Raw genomic sequence first — 15174 nt, 5'->3', positions numbered from 1 at the left:
TCTTGTGTTGGCGCGAGGCCTCAGCGAACAGGTCGAACTTCAGGGCGCTACGGGGAGTGATCATGGCAAAGGATGGAGCACGCGTTCTCGATCAACAAGGGACCGGATGGGTTTTGAGAGGTTCCCCAACGTCTGCAGCGTGTGCGAGCTACCCCCGCCGTGGGCAGCTCGCTGTCAGAAAAAAGAACCCGCGTGCCTGCGCACGAGCTCAAGCCAAAGAGGAGCGATCGGAAGGTGCTCTGCGACGTTTCTCCGCTTGCCACTACCGCTTCTGTGAATCACGGGGCCCAACGCCATGCCCCGACTTCGATCTCCAACGCTTGGGTCGTCAACCCCCGCGCTTCACATCCAGATCCGCCAGCACCCGCAGCAACCCCCGATTCACCTCTTCCAGATCCATCTCGTGCGCCTCGCACAGCTGGCGGATCGCCGCGCCGTTGTCCGTCTCCAGCGCGCAGGCCATCTCCAGGCTGGCGGCGTACGGCCCGGTGTGCAGCACGGTGGCGTCGTAGATGCGTTCGGACAGGGGCAGTCGGCGCAGGATGGCGCCCAGGGGTTCGCCCAGCAGGTCGTCCATCTGCGAGAGCAGGCCGCACAGGTAGATTTCGCGCCGCAGGTCGTTTTCCACGCCGGCGTCCAGCAGGCGCTCGGTCAGGCGGGCGCGCAGCACCATGGATTCGCGGATGGGCTGCAGGTTGGGGTCGGTGCTGGCGTGCGGCAGCTGGTCCGACAGCCAGCGCTTGAGCGAGCCGTAGCCCATCATCACCAGGCCGCGCCGCAGCGAATCCACGCCGGTGCGCAGGCCGAGCGCGGCCGAGTTGGTGTAGACCATGAAGCGGTAGGCGAGCAGCGGGTCTTCGCCCAGGATCTGCTCGAAGGCCTCCAGCGACTGCTCGGCGTCGATGGCCTTCATCAGCTTGAGCACGGTGTCGTGCCCGGGCTGGGGCGGCTGGTGGCGCAGTTCGTACAGCACGTCTTCCGCGGGCCAGCCGGCCAGGGCCAGGGCCTTGTGCCGGTCCAGGCAGTGTTCCATGAGGGCGCGGCTGGCCACGTTCTCGTACATCTGTCCGGCCAGCACGGGGCTGGGCTGCTGCGGCTGCTGGCCTGCGGCGGCGTGGGGGGCGCCCGATCCGGCGCGGGGCACGGCGGCGGTGGCCTTGAGCGCGGCCATGGCGTCGGCGGCGCTGAGGGTGAGCAGGCTGTTGTCGAAGCAGCCGGCCACGGCGGGTTCGGGCAGGTGGTGCAGCTCGCCGCGCCAGACGAGTTTCAGGCCGCGCTGGTGGGCGGCCTGCACCTGGGCGAGCAAGGCCGGATCGCCCAGCCATTCGTTGCGCACTTCGATCCAGGGGGCGCCGCGCGGCGCCTGGGTGAGCAGGTCGGTGAGCAGCTGCGGCGTTTGCGGGGACAGCAGCAGGGGGGGCGAGCTGGCGCTCCACAGTTCCTGCAAGGTGCGCAGCAGGTGGGGCGCATCCACGACAGCGGCGCCGTCGCTTTGCACATAGAGCTGCACGGCTGCCAGGCGCCGCGCCTGGTTCCACAGTGGGCGGTAACCGAGGAGAAGGCTGCCAAGAACGGATTGGACCATGGGATGCGAAGGCGGCCGTTACCGCGCGGGCTCAGCCGATGTAGTTGAAGAGGGACAGCTTCTGCACCTGGGCATAGGACTTCAGGGCCGCTTCATACCCGATCTGGTTGTTCTGGAAGTCGGAAATGCCCTTGATCATATCGAGATCCTCCGCGCGCGAACGGTCGGCTTCGAGCTGCACGGCGCGCTTGTCCTGGTCGCCCGTGATGCGGTCGGCGCGGTTGAGCAACTCGCCCGCGTAGCCCCGCATGTTGTGCATGCGCTCCATGCCGATGTCGATGTTGTTCAGGGCCTGGCCCACGGCCTGCGAGGCCGCGCCGCTGGTGGTGGCGTTGCCGATGTCGCGGATGGCGCTGTCCAGCGTGCTGAAGATGCTGGCGCTGGGCTGCAGCGAAATGCTGTCGCCATTGGCGGGCGAGAGGCTGTAGGTGCCATCGACCTTCTTGACGGGCGTGCCGGTGATGTTGAAGCTCATGCCGGGGATGCCGGGGATGCCGGTCACGCCGATGCTCACCGGCTTGTCGGACGGAAAGTCGGGCACCGTCACGGGCGCGGACGACACGCCGGTGGTGGTGTTGGTGATGGTGTACGTGGCCGTGGTGGTGCCGGCCGTGGCGCCCGGGCCTACGCCGCTGAAGACGATCTGGTAGTTGTTGCCCGTGATGAGGCTGGTGTCGGTGGGCTTGATGCCGTCGGTGGTCAGCAGGTGGTCGGTCGAGCTGGTGGTGACGGCGGCGTTGTAGGCACCGTCGCGCTGCGGCACGAACATGAAGGCCGATTCGCCGTCCAGCGACAGGGGCAGCGAGCTGTCGGTGCCCGAGCCCTGGCCGGGCAGGCCGGAGAAGGTGTAGTCGGGGCTGCCGGACTGCGGCCCGAGAAACGGCGTGAGCGCGCTGCCCAGGGCGCCCAGCAGCGGCATGCCGTTGCTGTCCTTGCGGTTGACCATGGAGGACAGCTGCTCGCGCAGGCCCTGCAGCTGGTTGGCGATGGTCTTGCGGTCGTTGGGGGTGAGCGACCCGTTGCCGGCGCTCACGATGAGCTGGCGGGCCTCCTGCACCAGGTCCACGGCTTCGCCCATGGTCGATTCGGCCTGGGCGATGGAGTTGCGCTGGTTCTCCAGCGCGCGCTGGTCGGTCTGCACGCGCGCCAGCCGGGTCATCGCGCGCTCGGCCTGCGCGGCGGCCACCGGGTCGTCGCTGGCGCGCACCACGCGCTTGCCGGAGGTGAGGTTTTCCTGCAGGTTGGACAACGCCGTCTGCCGCGTGCCCAGGTTGCGCAGGGCGTTGTCGTACATGTTGGCGGTGGAGGTGCGATAGAAGTTGGCCATGTCTTTCTCCGGCGCGGTTTATCGGCCCATCGTCTGGATCAGGCTGTCGAAAATGCTCTGGGCGATCTGCAGGACCTTCGCGGAGGCCTGGTAGGCCTGCTGGTATTGGATCAGCTTGGCGGCCTCTTCGTCCAGGTTCACGCCCGAGACGGCCGTGCGGTCCTTTTCGAGGTTGCCCGCGATGGTGGTGGACAGCTGGGCGGAGTTCAGCGCGCTCTGCGTGCGCGTGCCCACCTGCGCCATGAGGCCGGCGTAGCCGTCGCTCATGGTGGATTCGTCGAACATCTTCACGTCGCGCAGCGCGTTCATCGCGGAGGCGTTGCCGGCGTTGCGGGTGTAGGTGTCGCCGTATTGAGGATCGAGCGCATTGCCCACCGTGACGGTGTCGCCGGTGTTGGGCGTGCCCTTGAGCGTCAGTTCCCAGCCGTCGATCTTGATGGGCTGGCCCGGCGTGTAGGCCAGGCCCGCGGTGCCCGAGGGCGGCGTGGTGGAGCCCGTCACCGTGTAGGTGGTGGGCGGGCCGGCGGCGAAGCTCAGGCTCACGCCCGCCGGAATGGGAGGTGCGGTGAAGCCCGTGGAGGTCGCCTGCACGCTGGTGAGCTGCATCGACCCGCCGTTGGTCTTGCCCATGGCGGCGTTGACGGGGCTGGCCACGGCCAGGTCGCGGGGCGACAGCACCTTGGCCTGGATGTTCGCGGCCGTGGTGCTGAAGGGCTTGAACAGCACGCGCTCGCCCGTGGCGCCTGCGGCCGTCATATTGAAGTTCAGCCCGTCGATCTGCTTGCTGGCCAGGTCGGTCAGGTCGGTGAAGGCGGTGGCCTTGCCGTCGGACATGCGCACCACCTGGCCGGCCGGCGGCGTGGTGAAGCGCACTTCGTAGTCGGACGCGGCGAACTTCGTCGCATCGCTGAACGACACGGTGCCCACGGCCGTGCCCTTGGTGTAGCCGGGCATGCTGGTGGGGACCGAGAACAGGTCCTTGCCGGCCTGTCCGTCGAGCGTGAGGCCCAGCTTGTGCTGGGCATTCATCGTCATGCCGATGGACTGCGCCATGCGGCCGAGCAGGTTCACGCCCTCGGCCAGATCGGTGTTGTTGAAGCGCAGCAGGCCCGAGACCTCGCCGCCGCCGAGCATGTTCTCGTCCAGCTCCACGGGCGCGACGCCGGGGCGGTTGAAGAACAGCTTGGTCTGCCCGCTGCCGGGAAAAGACGTGGCCTCGCCCACGGACAGCTGCGTGGCGGTGGAGCCCAGCACCAGGGGCTGGCTGCCCGCGACGAACAGGCCCACGGTGCCGTCGTCGGCCTGCACCTGCGTGGTCTGCACGTACTGGTTGATCTCGCGGATGATCTGGTCGCGCTGGTCCAGCAGGTCGTTGGGCGATTGGCCGTTGCCGGTGGCGCGCGCGATCTGCTCGTTCACGCCGGCCATGCGGCTGGCCAGGCTGTTGATCGCGTTGACGTTGCTGTTGAGCTGTTCGGTGACGGTGTACTGGATCTCCGATAGGCGGTCGGCCGCGGAGCGCATGCGCCCGGCGGTCTCATCCATGCGCGTGAGCACCACCGTGCGCGCGGTGATGTCGGTCGGGGCCGCCACCACATCGGACAGGGCGTTCAGCATGTCGGTGATCGAGGCGCCCAGGCCGCTCGTGCCGCCGCTGAACACGTCCTGCATCTGCGACAGGCGCTCGCCGCGCGTCTTGTCGGCCGCCTGGGTGGCGTTGGCCGCGGCGGCCTGCCGCGTGAGCAGCTCGTTGTGGTTGCGCAGGATGGTCTGCACGTCCACGCCCTGGCCGATGTAGCCGCCGCCGGTGAACTGGCCCTGCACAGTCTGCAGCGACAGCGTCTGGCGCGAGTAGCCGGCGGTGTTGACGTTGGCGATGTTGTGGCCCGCCGTCTGCAGGGCCACCTGGTTGGCTAGCAGGGCGCGGGCGCCGACGTTGAGCAGGCTCATGGAGCGCTTTCCGTCACGCCGCCGTGCGCGGCGAGACGCGCAAGGTGCTGTTGATGGCCCGGCTCAGCTTGCTGGCGTATTCGGGGTCGGTGGCGTAGCCCGCCTTCTGCAGCTCGGTGGCGTAGGCCACGGCGGAATGCGTCTTCTCGCGCGCCTTCTCGTAGCGCGGGTTGTCGTTGATGAGCTTGGCGTAGTCCTTGAAGGAGTCTTCGTAGGAGTCGTAGGCGCGGAACTTCGCGGTCACCTTGCGCGGCACTCCGCCGATGTACTCGGTGGTGGTGATCTCGGCGACCTTGCCCGTCCAGCCCTTGCCGGCCTTGATGCCGAACAGGTTGAAGGAGTTGTCGCCGTCCTTGCTGCGGATCTCGCTCTTGCCCCAGCCGGTCTCGTGGCCGGCCTGGCCCAGCATGAAGCTGGCGGGAATGCCGCTTTCCTTGGCCACGCGCTCGGCTGCATCGCGGTGGTGCTGCACGAAGCTCTCGCGGCCCTTGGGCGCGGGGGCGGACGGGTCGGCCGCCACGGCGGCGGCGCGCTGGCTGGCGGCGCCCAGGCTCAAGGTGGAGGGCACCGAAAACGTGGGCTCGGCGCCGGCGCCGGCATCGCCGCCGCCGATCTGGCGCGTCAGCTGGCGCTGGATGGCCTCCGAAAGCCCGCCCTGGCGGCCCGACATCTGGATGGACAGCTGCTGGTCGAGCATGTCGGTGCCCAGGTCGGCCTGGCCGCCTTCCATGAGGCCGGACTTCATCGTCGCCTCGCGCATGCTCTTGATCATCTCGCGCATGAAGAGCGATTCGAACTGCTTGGCCGCTTCCTTGGCGGCCTGCGGGCTGTTCTGACCGGCCTCGTACTTGAGCGCGTTGAGCGAGCGCGAATCGACGGCCAGCGCATTGGTGGCGGTGGTGGTCGCGGCAGAGGGCAGGGTCATGGCCATGTGCGGTCTCCCGTCAGGTCGGGCGCTGTCCCGCGCGGCGCAGGGACGGCAAGGTGGCGGCCTGGGTCATCAGATGACCTCCAGCTCGGCGTTCAGGGCGCCCGCGGCCTTGATGGCCTGCAGGATGGCCAGCAGGTCCTGCGGCGTGGCGCCCAGGGTGTTGAGCGCGCGCACCACGTCGGCCAGCTGCGGCGACGGCGGCATCTGGATGATGTTGCCCGGCTCCTGCTTGACGGTGATGTCGCTCTTTTGCGCCACCACGGTCTGCCCTTGCGACAGCGGGTTGGGCTGGCTGATGACGGGTGTGGAGCTGATGGTGATCGACAGGTTGCCGTGCGCGATGGCGCAGGGGCCCAGCGTCACGGCCTGGTTCAGCACGATGGAGCCGGTGCGGGCGTTGATGACGACCTTGGCGGAGGGGACGGAGTCGGCCACCGCCAGTTCTTCCAGGTCGGCGATGAAGTTCACCCGGGCCCCGGGGTCCAGGGGCGCGCGCACCTGCACCGTGCGGCCGTCCAGTGCCGTGGCGATGCCGGCGCCGTTGCCCAGCTTGCCGTTGATGGCCTGGGCGACCTTGCGGGCGGTCTGGAAGTCCGAGGCGTTCAGGCCCAGGGTGATGGTGTCGCTGTCGTTCAGCGGGGTGGGCACCGAGCGTTCCACTTGTGCGCCATCGGGAATGCGGCCGGCGCTCAGGTGGTTGATCTGCACCTTGCTGCCGCCGGCAGACGCCCCGGCACCGCCCACGACCATGTTGCCCTGCGCCATGGCATAGATCTCGCCGTCGGCGCCGCGCAGCGGCGTGGCGATCAGCGTGCCGCCCTTGAGTGACTTGGCGTTGCCCATGGAGGACACGCTCACGTCGATGGTCTGGCCGGGCTGGGCGAAGGCGGGCAGCTGTGCGGTGACGATCACCGTCGCCACGTTCTTGAGCTGGGGCGCCGCCGTGCCGGGCGGCAGGCTGATGCCCATCTGCTGCAGGTAGTTCGTCATCGCCTGCGTGGTGAAGGGCATCTGCGTGGTCTGGTCGCCCGTGCCGTCCAGGCCCACGACGAGGCCATAGCCCGTCAACTGGTTGCTGCGCACGCCTTGCACGGCCGCCACTTCCTTGATGCGCAGGGCATGGGCGGGCAACGCCGCGCACAGGGTGGCCAGGGCGGCCAGCAGCCACACGAGCCGCGACGCGCGCGAAATCAGGGGAGAGGGCAGGGCTTTCATGGCCTCGATTGTGAAAGCGGACCGCTTCACGGGATGGGCCAAAAAGATGCCGGATTACCGGTCAATTGGGGCGGCCGGCCCCGGGGGAATACCAGCGAAAAATGCCGCCAGTGCAATCAGCACTAGGGCATTGTGCTATGAAAATAATAGCAATCTGCCGCCAGGCCGTGGCGGCAGATTGCGGGGAGGGGATGGGTGGCGGCGCGGTTAGAACGGCGTGACCGAATTGAAAGCCCGCGACAGCCAGCCCATGGCCTGCGCCTCGCTCTGGGCGCCGCGCCCGCGCGACTGCACCCGGGCGTTGGCCACCAGCGTGGAGCTGATCACGCTGCCCGGCTGCAGGGCGCGGGGGTCCACCGTACCGGAAAAGCGCAGCACGTCCACGTTGTCGTTCACGCCGATCTGCTTTTCGCCGGCGATCACCAGGTGGCCGTTGGGCAGCACGTCGATCACGGTGGTGGTGATGGTGCCGGTGAAGGTGTTGGTGCTTTCGGTGCCGCCCTTGCCTTCGAAGTTGTTGGTGCTGGTCGCGCCCAGCGAGGCCTTGCCCAGGTTGGTCGAACTGATGAACGGCAGCGCGGTGATGCCCGACGCCGTGCCCGACTTGCGGTCCACGGTGGAGGTCGATTTCTGGCTGGCCGACACCGTCTCGATGATCTGGATGGTGACCACATCGCCCACCAGGCGCGCGCGGCGGTCCTCGAACACCGGCCGGTAGCTGGCCGCGTGGAACAGGCTGCCCGTCGCGGGGCCGGAGGGCCGCGGCGTGGCGGCCACGGGCGGCGGCGTGGTGGGCAGCAGGTCCACGGGCGGCGGCGGCGACAGCGTGGCGCAGCCGGTGCACAGCAGCACGAGGCCGGCGACGGCGGCCAGGCGCGCGGACGGCGCCGGCAGGGGGGACGAGCGGAGGAAGGAGGCGGTACGCATGGCGGAATCCTGCAACAAGCGGTGGGGGCGTGGGCGTTCTTCGTGGGAACGGTCGGCGTTGCGCTTCAAAGCTGCGCGAGCTTGGCCAGCATCTGGTCCGATGTCTGGATGGCCTTGGAATTCATTTCGTAGGCGCGCTGGGTCTGGATCATGGTCACCAGCTCTTCCACCACGTTCACGTTGGAGGTTTCGAGGAAACCCTGGCGCATGTAGCCCAGGCCGTTCGTGCCCGGCGTGCCCTGCTGGGGCTGGCCGGACGCGGCCGATTCCTTGTACATGTTTTGCCCGATGGGCTCGAGGCCGGCCGGGTTGATGAAGCTGGCCATCGCGATGCTGCCCAGCTGCTGGGGCGCGGTGCTGCCCGGCACGGTGGCGGAGACCACGCCCTCGGTGCTGATGCTGATGGCCGTGGCGTTGGCGGGCACGGTGATGCCGTTGGCCACCGGCAGGCCGCTGGAGGTGACCATGCGGCCCTGCGCGTCCAGCTGGAACGAGCCGTCTCGGGTGTAGCCGATGGTGCCGTCGGGCTGGGTGATTTCGAAGAAACCGTTGCCGTTGATCGCCACGTCCAGGTTGTTGTTGGACTGCTGCAGGCTGCCCTGCGTGAAGTTGCGGCTGGTGGCCACCGTGCGCACGCCCAGGCCCAGGTGCAGGCCGGTGGGCAGCTGGTTCTGCTCGGTGGTCTGCGCGCCGACCTGGCGCTGGTTCTGGTAGATCAGGTCTTCGAAGACCGCGTTGTTGCGCTTGTAGCCGTTGGTGGAGACGTTGGCCAGGTTGTGCGAGATGACATCCAGCTGGGTTTGCTGGGCGGACATGCCGGTCTTGGCGATCCACAGGGAATTGATCATGGCGGTTCCTTTGGAGAGGCGGTTGCGTCGGGCTCGGCGGTCAGCCGTTGAGGCTCAGCAGCTGGCTGGCCGACTTGTCGTTGGTCTCGGCCGTCTGCAGCAGGCGCAACTGCGCCTCGAACTGGCGGGAGGCGGCGATCATTCCGACCATGCTCTCCACGGCATTCACGTTGGAGCCTTCCAGCGCGCCGGACAGCATGCGGGCATTGGGATCGCTGGGCAGCGGATCGCCCGAGGTGGTGCGAAACAGGGCATCGTCGCCGCGCTTGAGCGGGTCTTCCAGCGTGGGCGTGGACAGCTTCAGGCGCCCCACGGCTGCGGGGCGCTGGCTGCCCACCTTGGCGGTGATGGTCCCGTCCGAGCCCAGCGCGATCTCCGCGCCCTGGGGCACGTCGATGGGGCCGCCGCCGTCCGAGAGCACGGTCAGGCCGTTGCTCGTGAGCAGCTGGCCCGTGGCCGAGACTTCCAGGCTGCCGTTGCGGGTGTAGGCCTCGGTGCCGTCGAGCCCCTGCACGGCGAACCAGGCATTGCCCACCGCCATGGCATCCAGGTTGCGGCCGGTGCGCTGCACCGGGCCGGACGCTTCGGAGTGGCCCGAGGTCGCCTCCAGGGCGAACACGCGGGTCTTGGCACCGTCGCCCTGCACCGGCACGGCGCGGAAGGTGGACATTTCCGCCCGGAAGCCGTTCGTGGAGGCGTTGGCCAGGTTGTTGGCCAGCACCGACTGGCGCTGCGCGGCAGCGCTGGCGCCCGTCATCGAGGTGTAGATGATGTGGTCCATGGAGGGTCTCGCGCAGGCGTCTCAGTCGGTGGTGGCGGGGTTCAGGAAAAGGATCAGCGCAGGTTGACCAGCGTGGACATCACCTGGTCCTGCGTCTTGATGGTCTGCGCGTTGGCCTGGTAGGCCCGCTGCGCCGTCATCATGTTCACCAGCTCGGCCGTCAGGTCCACGTTGGAGTCTTCCAGCGCGCCGGAGCGCAGGGCACCGAACTTGCCGTCGGTGGGCGCGCCCATCACGGCCTGGCCGGATTCGAACGTCTCGGCCCAGTTGTTGTTGCCGATGGACGCCAGGCCCTGCGTGTTGCGGAAGCTGGCCAGCGCCAGCTGCCCCTCGGCGCGCGTCACGCCGTTGGAGTAGCGCGTCATCACCATGCCGTTGTTTTCGATGTTGATGCCCGTCAGCTCCCCGGCGGTGTAGCCGTCCTGCGACAGGTCGGACACGGCGAACTTGGTGCCGAACTGCGTCACGCCGTCCAGCTTCACGTTCACGCTGTAGTCGGTGAGGTTGTTGGGGTTCGGCGGCGTGGGCGAGATCGTGAGCGGCAGTTGAAAGCCGGTGGCGGGCGGGGTCGCCGCGGGCGCGGTGATCTTGCCGTTGTTGTCGAAGGTGATCTGGCCGACGGGCGCGGCCACCACGGGCGGCGTCGCCGTGGGATCGTCCAGCTTGTCGTACACGTCCCAGGTGTTGGCGCCGTTCTTCTGGAAGTACAGGCTCACCGGCTTGGCGACGCCCTGGCTGTCGTAGACGTTGATCGAGGTGCCGTAGGTGGCGCGCGGCGTGGCGGGCACGGGCGGCGTGGCGGTGGAGTCGCCCGCGGCGTCCGGCGCGCGCGCGTCGAGGTTGAACGATGCGGTGATCGACGTGGTCTGCTTGGCCGGGATCGGCTGCGAGGTGGGGAACGACAGCGGCGTGGCGTTGCTGGCCGTGCGCAGGCCCGTGGCCGGGTCCACCGTGTAGCCCATCACCTTGGCACCGCTGTTGGTGACCACATTGCCCAGGTCGTCGAGCTTGAAATTGCCCGCACGGGTATAGGCATTGGTGCCATCGGGCTGCTGCAGCTTGAAGAAGCCGTCGCCGTTGATCGCCACATCCAGGCTGTTGCCGGTGATCGACAGGTTGCCCTGGTTGAACTGCTGCGCCACGTCGGCGGTCTCCACGCCGATGCCGGCGTTGGTTCCCCCCGCGGAGCCGATGGCGGAGGCCACCATTTCAGCGAACTCGGCGCGGGAGGCCTTGAAGCCCACCGTGTTGGAGTTGGCGATGTTGTGGCCGATCACGTCCAGGTTCTTGCTGGCGGCGTTGAGGCCGGACAGGCCTTGCTGAAAGCTCATGGTGTTCTCCTGAGAGGAAGAAGGAAAGCGCGTGGATAGGTGGGAAGGGCGTGCCGGTCAGAGCACCGCTTTGATCTGGCTGTAGTTGACGGTGCTGCCGGTGTCCAGGTCGAGCGTCAGCGCGCCGCTGTTGGAGCCGGTGCCCACCACCTTCGCCTGCATGAGCGCCGTGGACTGCACGGTGCCGTCCTTGGTGGAGGCGACCACGCGGAACTGCAGGTCGCTCTTGTTGCCCGCGTACTTGCTGGCGTCGAACTCGAACTCGTGGCGGCCTTTGTCCTGCGCGCCCATGTCCACCGTGCCGACGACCGCGCCGCCGGGCGTGACGACCTCGACCTTGGTGCTGGTCGCCGCGCCGGCCAGCTCGAAGTAGCCCTTGCCCGTGCTGTCGGTGTAGGTCATCTTGGAGCCTTCCGCGAGCACCGAGCGGCCGATCATGGCCGTGCCCTGCAGCGTCTGCATTGTGGAAAACTGCTCGGCCATGGTCTGCATGGTGAGGTTCAGCGTCTGGATGCCGGTGACGGTGTTGATCTGCGCCATCTGCGAGGTCATCTGCGCGTTGTCCATCGGATTCATCGGATCCTGGTTGTTCAACTGCGCGACCAGCAGCTTCAGGAAGCGGTCCTGCGCGGCGTTGGGGTCGGTGGCCGAATTGGCGCTGGTGCCCGAATTCACGGTGGCGGTGGAGCCGATGGGATTGAGGATCATGGCGAGGTTCTTCCCGAAAAGTTACTGGCCCATCTGCAGGGTCTTGAGGAGCAGCGACTTGGCCGTGTTCATGACCTCGACGTTGTTCTGGTAGGAGCGCGAGGCGGAGATCATGTTGACCATCTCCTCCACCGCGTTCACGTTGGAATGGGTGACGTAGCCCTCCGCATCGGCGGACGGGTGGCTCGGGTCGTGCACCCGCTTGCCCGGCGCGTTGCTCTCGCTGATGGCGCTCACCCGCACGCCGGCGGCGCTCTCGGCGCCCATCGGCGCCGTCTGGAACACCACCTGGCGCGCCTTGTAGGCCTGGCCGTCCGGGCCGGCGACGGCCTCGACGTTGGCCAGGTTGCTGGCCACCACGTTGAGCCGCTGCGACTGCGCACTGATGGCGCTGCCCGAGACATTGAAGATGGAGAACATGGACATGGCGGTTTCCGCTTTCCGTGGGTGGGGGCGTTACGGCGCTTACTGGCCCTGGATGGCGCTCAGCATCGTCTTGGCGTTGCCGTTGATGAACCGCAGCGTGGCTTCGTAGCGCACGGCGTTGTCCACGAAGGCGGCCCGCTCGCGATCGAGGTCCACCGTGTTGTTGTCCAGGTTGGGCTGGGTCTGCACCGAGTAGCCCAGCGTGCTGCCTGACCCCATGCCCGTCGTGGCGGCCGGCAGCGGAATGTGGCGCGGATCGGTGGCGCTTTGCTGGCGCTGGCCGGTGGCCAGGGACATGGTCGACCCCGATCCGGTGCTCAGCGTGGTCGAACCGCCGCCGGTCGCGTCGCGCATCGCGTCGGCGAAATTGAAGTCGCGGGCCACGTAGCCCGGCGTGTCTGCGTTGGCGATGTTGCTCGCGATGGCACGCTGGCGCTCGGCACGCAGCAAAAGCGCGTTGCCGTGGAAATCCAGCCTTTCAGTCATCTTGTTGAGCATGTCAGCCTCGCAAAGCGTTGGGTCCTGGCCGGAGGAAAAGAGGTGTTCCGGCGTGGGTTCGATTATGGAAATGGGCCGGTTTTTCTAAAGCGCGAAGAACGCGGCGATTGGCGCGCAGTTCGGTGCTTCGTGAGCGCCGGCCGGCCCTAAAGTGCCAGGGGTCGAATGGCCTTCCCTGTTGGGCGGCGCATTCCCCGCCACAGGAGGCCTTCCCATGTCACATACCACCGCTCCCCGATTCCTTTCCACCCTGCGCCTGGCCCGGATGGCCGCGCTGGCGGCGGCCTTTGCCCTGCCCGCCGCGGTGCTGCGGGCCCAGGCCGTGGCCGAACCGGCGGCGGACCTGGGCGGAATCACCCAGCGCTGGCTGGACGATGCGCTGCAGCGCGGCCAGTCGGGCACGGCCAGCATGCCGCTGCGCATGGAAGTGAGCGTGGGGGCCCTGGACCCGCGCCTGCGCTTGGCGCCGTGCGCCCGCGTCGAGCCCTACCTGCCCGCCGGCTCGCGGCTGTGGGGCCGCACCCGCCTCGGGCTGCGCTGCGTGGACGGTGCCACCGCGTGGAACGTGTTCCTGCCCGTCACCGTCAAGGCGTATGGCCCGGCGTGGGTGCTCACGGGCAATGTCGCGTCCGGGGCTGTGCTCACGGCCGCCGATGCGACCGAGGCCGAAGTGGACTGGGCGGCGGAAACCACCGCGATCGTGGCCAATCCCGACAGCTGGGTCGGCATGGTGGCCTCGCGCCAGCTCATGGCCGGCCAGGCCGTGCGCCAGCACATGGTGAAGGCGCCGACCCTGTTCAAGGCGGGGGCGGCGGTGCGGGTGGTGGCGCAGGGGCGGGGTTATTCGGTAACATCCGCAGGCCAGGCGATCACCGCAGGCGCCGTTGGCGAGACTGTGCGCATCCGTATGGAGAATGGCCGTGTCGTCGCCGGTGTTGTGTCCGAAAATGGAACAGTAGAGATCACTTTGTAAGCGATGGGGCGCAAGAAAAGCCTAAAGTCCCTGTCGAAGTGGTCGAAAACATTGCTACTGTGCCCCACATCGAGCGGGGTGGGAGAGAGCGATGAAGATAGGTCAAAACCCCGAAATAGCCAATGCAGTGTCGCAAGCCGCCACTGCCGCCAAGCAGGCCAAGGCCCCTGCGGCTGCCGCCGAAACGGCTGCCAAGAGCGCCGCGCCCGCTGCCGCTGCGGCCGCTGGCGTGCCTGTCACGTTTTCCAGCGCCGCCCGCGGACTCGAAGCCAACGGCCGTGCCAGCACCGATTTCGATGCCAACAAGGTGAAGGCCGTGCGCGCCGCCATCGAAAAGGGCACGTTCACGGTGGACGCCGATGCGATCGCGGACAAGCTGCTGTCCAATGCGCAGGAAATCATCTCCCACACCAGCAACAGCCACTGACCCCGGGTTTCCTGCAGGGGTTGATCGGCACAGGATCCACCCATGCAACTCGAAACCACGCTGTCTGAAGTCGAATCCCGGTTGAAAGACGTCGGTGCCGCCCTGCTGGAAACCGACGCGCTCGCGGTAGAACGTACCGCCCCCCTGTTGCGCCAGGCCGCTCTCGATCTGTCCCAGGCGCTCCAGAAAATCCCCCGCCCCACCGAATTGCCGGCCGACATCCAGCGCCGCATCCAGGCCCTGCGCAGCCAGTTGTCCCAGCAGCGTGAACAATTGGCACGCCTGTCCGCGTTGACCGAGCGCCAGGTGGCGACCCTGCTGCCGCCCCAGGAGGCCTCGACTTATGGAAACGGTGCGCCGGCACGCTCGGGCGGCGCCGCTCGGATCTACCGGTCGCAGGGCTGATCCCGCCCGGCTTCCCCTTCGTTCCTGCAAAAGCCAGTCCCCCAAAGCAAAAAGGCCGCATCTGCATGCGGCCTTTTTCGTTGGCTCCAGGGGATGTGCCCGGTGGGGCAGCGGCGCTCCGCTAGTGGCTGCGCATCTTGGCGCGCAGGCGGGCGATGGACTGGCTGTGCAGCTGGCAGATGCGCGATTCGGTCACGCCCAGCACGGCCGCGATTTCCTTCAGGTTCATGTCGTGCTCGTAGTACATGCCCATGATGTGCTGCTCGCGCTCCGGCAGGCTCTTGATGGCGGCCACCAGCGAGGCCTTGAGCCGCTGGTCGCGCAGCATGGTCATCGGATCGGCTTCGCCATCGGCCACGTGCCGGTCGAGGAAGCTGTCGTCGCCGTCGTCGCCCCGCGTCATGTCTTCCAGGTAGACGAGCTGCGTGCCGCGCACCTTGCCCAGCAGCGTCTGGTATTCGCCCAGGCTCAGGTCCAGCTCGGCGGCGATCTCGGACTCCAGCGGGCTGCGCCCGAGTTTCTGCTCCAGCCGGTGGACGGCGTGTTCGATTTCCTTCTGGCTCTTGCGCGAACTGCGGGACATCCAGTCGCCCTCGCGCAGTTCGTCGAGCATGGCGCCGCGGATGCGCTGGGTGGCGAAGGTCTCGAACTGCACGCCCTGCGCCACCTCGTAGCGCGACAGAGCCTCGCTCAAGCCCATCATGCCCACCTGGATGAGGTCGTCCAGCTCCACGTTGGGCGGGAGCTTGGCGATCATGTGGTGCGCAATCCGGCGAACCAGCGGCACGTGCTGGCGGATCAGCGCATCGCGGTCGAGCTGTCCTTTGGCGGTGTACATCGGG

The 15174-nt window shown here is 67.8% G+C and carries 16 protein-coding genes; 3 read left to right on the top strand and 13 right to left on the bottom strand.

Annotated elements, in window-relative coordinates; genetic code table 11:
• Positions 1-328 precede the first annotated feature (328 nt).
• From AVMA1855_RS21710 to flgB, 12 genes are all read right to left on the bottom strand, one after another.
• Positions 329-1585 carry an HDOD domain-containing protein gene (locus tag AVMA1855_RS21710; protein WP_284427270.1) on the bottom strand — a complete coding sequence of 419 codons (1257 nt, stop codon included), beginning with the start codon at positions 1583-1585 and terminating at the stop codon, positions 329-331.
• Between the two features lie 31 nt (positions 1586-1616).
• Positions 1617-2912, bottom strand: a complete 1296-nt coding sequence (flgL, locus tag AVMA1855_RS21705) for a flagellar hook-associated protein FlgL (protein WP_284427269.1) — start codon at positions 2910-2912, stop codon at positions 1617-1619.
• 18 nt (positions 2913-2930) lie between these two features.
• Entirely contained in the window at positions 2931-4862 is a 1932-nt protein-coding gene (gene flgK / locus AVMA1855_RS21700; RefSeq protein WP_284427268.1) for a flagellar hook-associated protein FlgK, read from the bottom strand.
• A gap of 13 nt (positions 4863-4875) precedes the next feature.
• Positions 4876-5793, bottom strand: a complete 918-nt coding sequence (gene flgJ / locus AVMA1855_RS21695; RefSeq protein ID WP_284407503.1) for a flagellar assembly peptidoglycan hydrolase FlgJ — start codon at positions 5791-5793, stop codon at positions 4876-4878.
• Between the two features lie 69 nt (positions 5794-5862).
• Positions 5863-7008, bottom strand: a complete 1146-nt coding sequence (locus AVMA1855_RS21690) for a flagellar basal body P-ring protein FlgI (RefSeq protein WP_272565446.1) — start codon at positions 7006-7008, stop codon at positions 5863-5865.
• A 207-nt stretch (positions 7009-7215) separates the two neighbouring features.
• A complete protein-coding gene (locus AVMA1855_RS21685) occupies positions 7216-7935 on the bottom strand; it encodes a flagellar basal body L-ring protein FlgH (RefSeq protein WP_284407502.1) in 720 nt (239 codons plus the stop codon).
• A gap of 65 nt (positions 7936-8000) precedes the next feature.
• On the bottom strand, positions 8001-8783 hold the full coding sequence (gene flgG, locus AVMA1855_RS21680; RefSeq protein ID WP_284427267.1) for a flagellar basal-body rod protein FlgG: 783 nt from the start codon (positions 8781-8783) through the stop codon (positions 8001-8003).
• Between the two features lie 40 nt (positions 8784-8823).
• Entirely contained in the window at positions 8824-9564 is a 741-nt protein-coding gene (locus tag AVMA1855_RS21675; protein ID WP_284427266.1) for a flagellar basal body rod protein FlgF, read from the bottom strand.
• 53 nt (positions 9565-9617) lie between these two features.
• Positions 9618-10895, bottom strand: a complete 1278-nt coding sequence (gene flgE / locus AVMA1855_RS21670) for a flagellar hook protein FlgE (protein WP_284407501.1) — start codon at positions 10893-10895, stop codon at positions 9618-9620.
• 57 nt (positions 10896-10952) lie between these two features.
• The gene (locus AVMA1855_RS21665; RefSeq protein WP_272565440.1) at positions 10953-11603 is read right to left on the bottom strand and encodes a flagellar hook assembly protein FlgD; all 651 of its coding nucleotides are present in this window, start codon (positions 11601-11603) and stop codon (positions 10953-10955) included.
• A 21-nt stretch (positions 11604-11624) separates the two neighbouring features.
• Positions 11625-12029, bottom strand: coding sequence for a flagellar basal body rod protein FlgC (gene flgC, locus AVMA1855_RS21660; RefSeq protein WP_272565439.1), 405 nt, complete (start codon positions 12027-12029; stop codon positions 11625-11627).
• Between the two features lie 39 nt (positions 12030-12068).
• Positions 12069-12527 carry a flagellar basal body rod protein FlgB gene (flgB, locus tag AVMA1855_RS21655; protein WP_272565438.1) on the bottom strand — a complete coding sequence of 153 codons (459 nt, stop codon included), beginning with the start codon at positions 12525-12527 and terminating at the stop codon, positions 12069-12071.
• Between the two features lie 214 nt (positions 12528-12741).
• On the opposite strand from flgB, the gene flgA reads away from it, so the two are divergent.
• The 3 genes from flgA to AVMA1855_RS21640 all read left to right on the top strand — a co-directional run bounded on the left by flgA (position 12742) and on the right by AVMA1855_RS21640 (position 14332).
• Positions 12742-13500 carry a flagellar basal body P-ring formation chaperone FlgA gene (gene flgA / locus AVMA1855_RS21650; RefSeq protein ID WP_502870362.1) on the top strand — a complete coding sequence of 253 codons (759 nt, stop codon included), beginning with the start codon at positions 12742-12744 and terminating at the stop codon, positions 13498-13500.
• Positions 13501-13591: 91 nt separating this feature from the next.
• Positions 13592-13927, top strand: a complete 336-nt coding sequence (flgM, locus tag AVMA1855_RS21645) for a flagellar biosynthesis anti-sigma factor FlgM (RefSeq protein ID WP_272565436.1) — start codon at positions 13592-13594, stop codon at positions 13925-13927.
• 42 nt (positions 13928-13969) lie between these two features.
• Positions 13970-14332 (top strand): hypothetical protein, encoded by a 363-nt coding sequence (locus AVMA1855_RS21640; protein WP_284407499.1) that lies wholly within the window; start codon positions 13970-13972, stop codon positions 14330-14332.
• A 121-nt stretch (positions 14333-14453) separates the two neighbouring features.
• On the opposite strand, the gene AVMA1855_RS21635 is transcribed toward AVMA1855_RS21640, so the two are convergent.
• Positions 14454-15170, bottom strand: a complete 717-nt coding sequence (locus tag AVMA1855_RS21635) for an RNA polymerase sigma factor FliA (protein WP_284427265.1) — start codon at positions 15168-15170, stop codon at positions 14454-14456.
• Between the last annotated feature and the right edge of the window lie 4 nt (positions 15171-15174).

It is taken from the genome of Acidovorax sp. SUPP1855 (assembly GCF_030158955.1).
Lineage (GTDB): Bacteria > Pseudomonadota > Gammaproteobacteria > Burkholderiales > Burkholderiaceae_C > Paracidovorax.
Note: the sequence above shows the minus strand (reverse complement) of the source record. Positions and strands in the feature narration are given on the sequence as shown.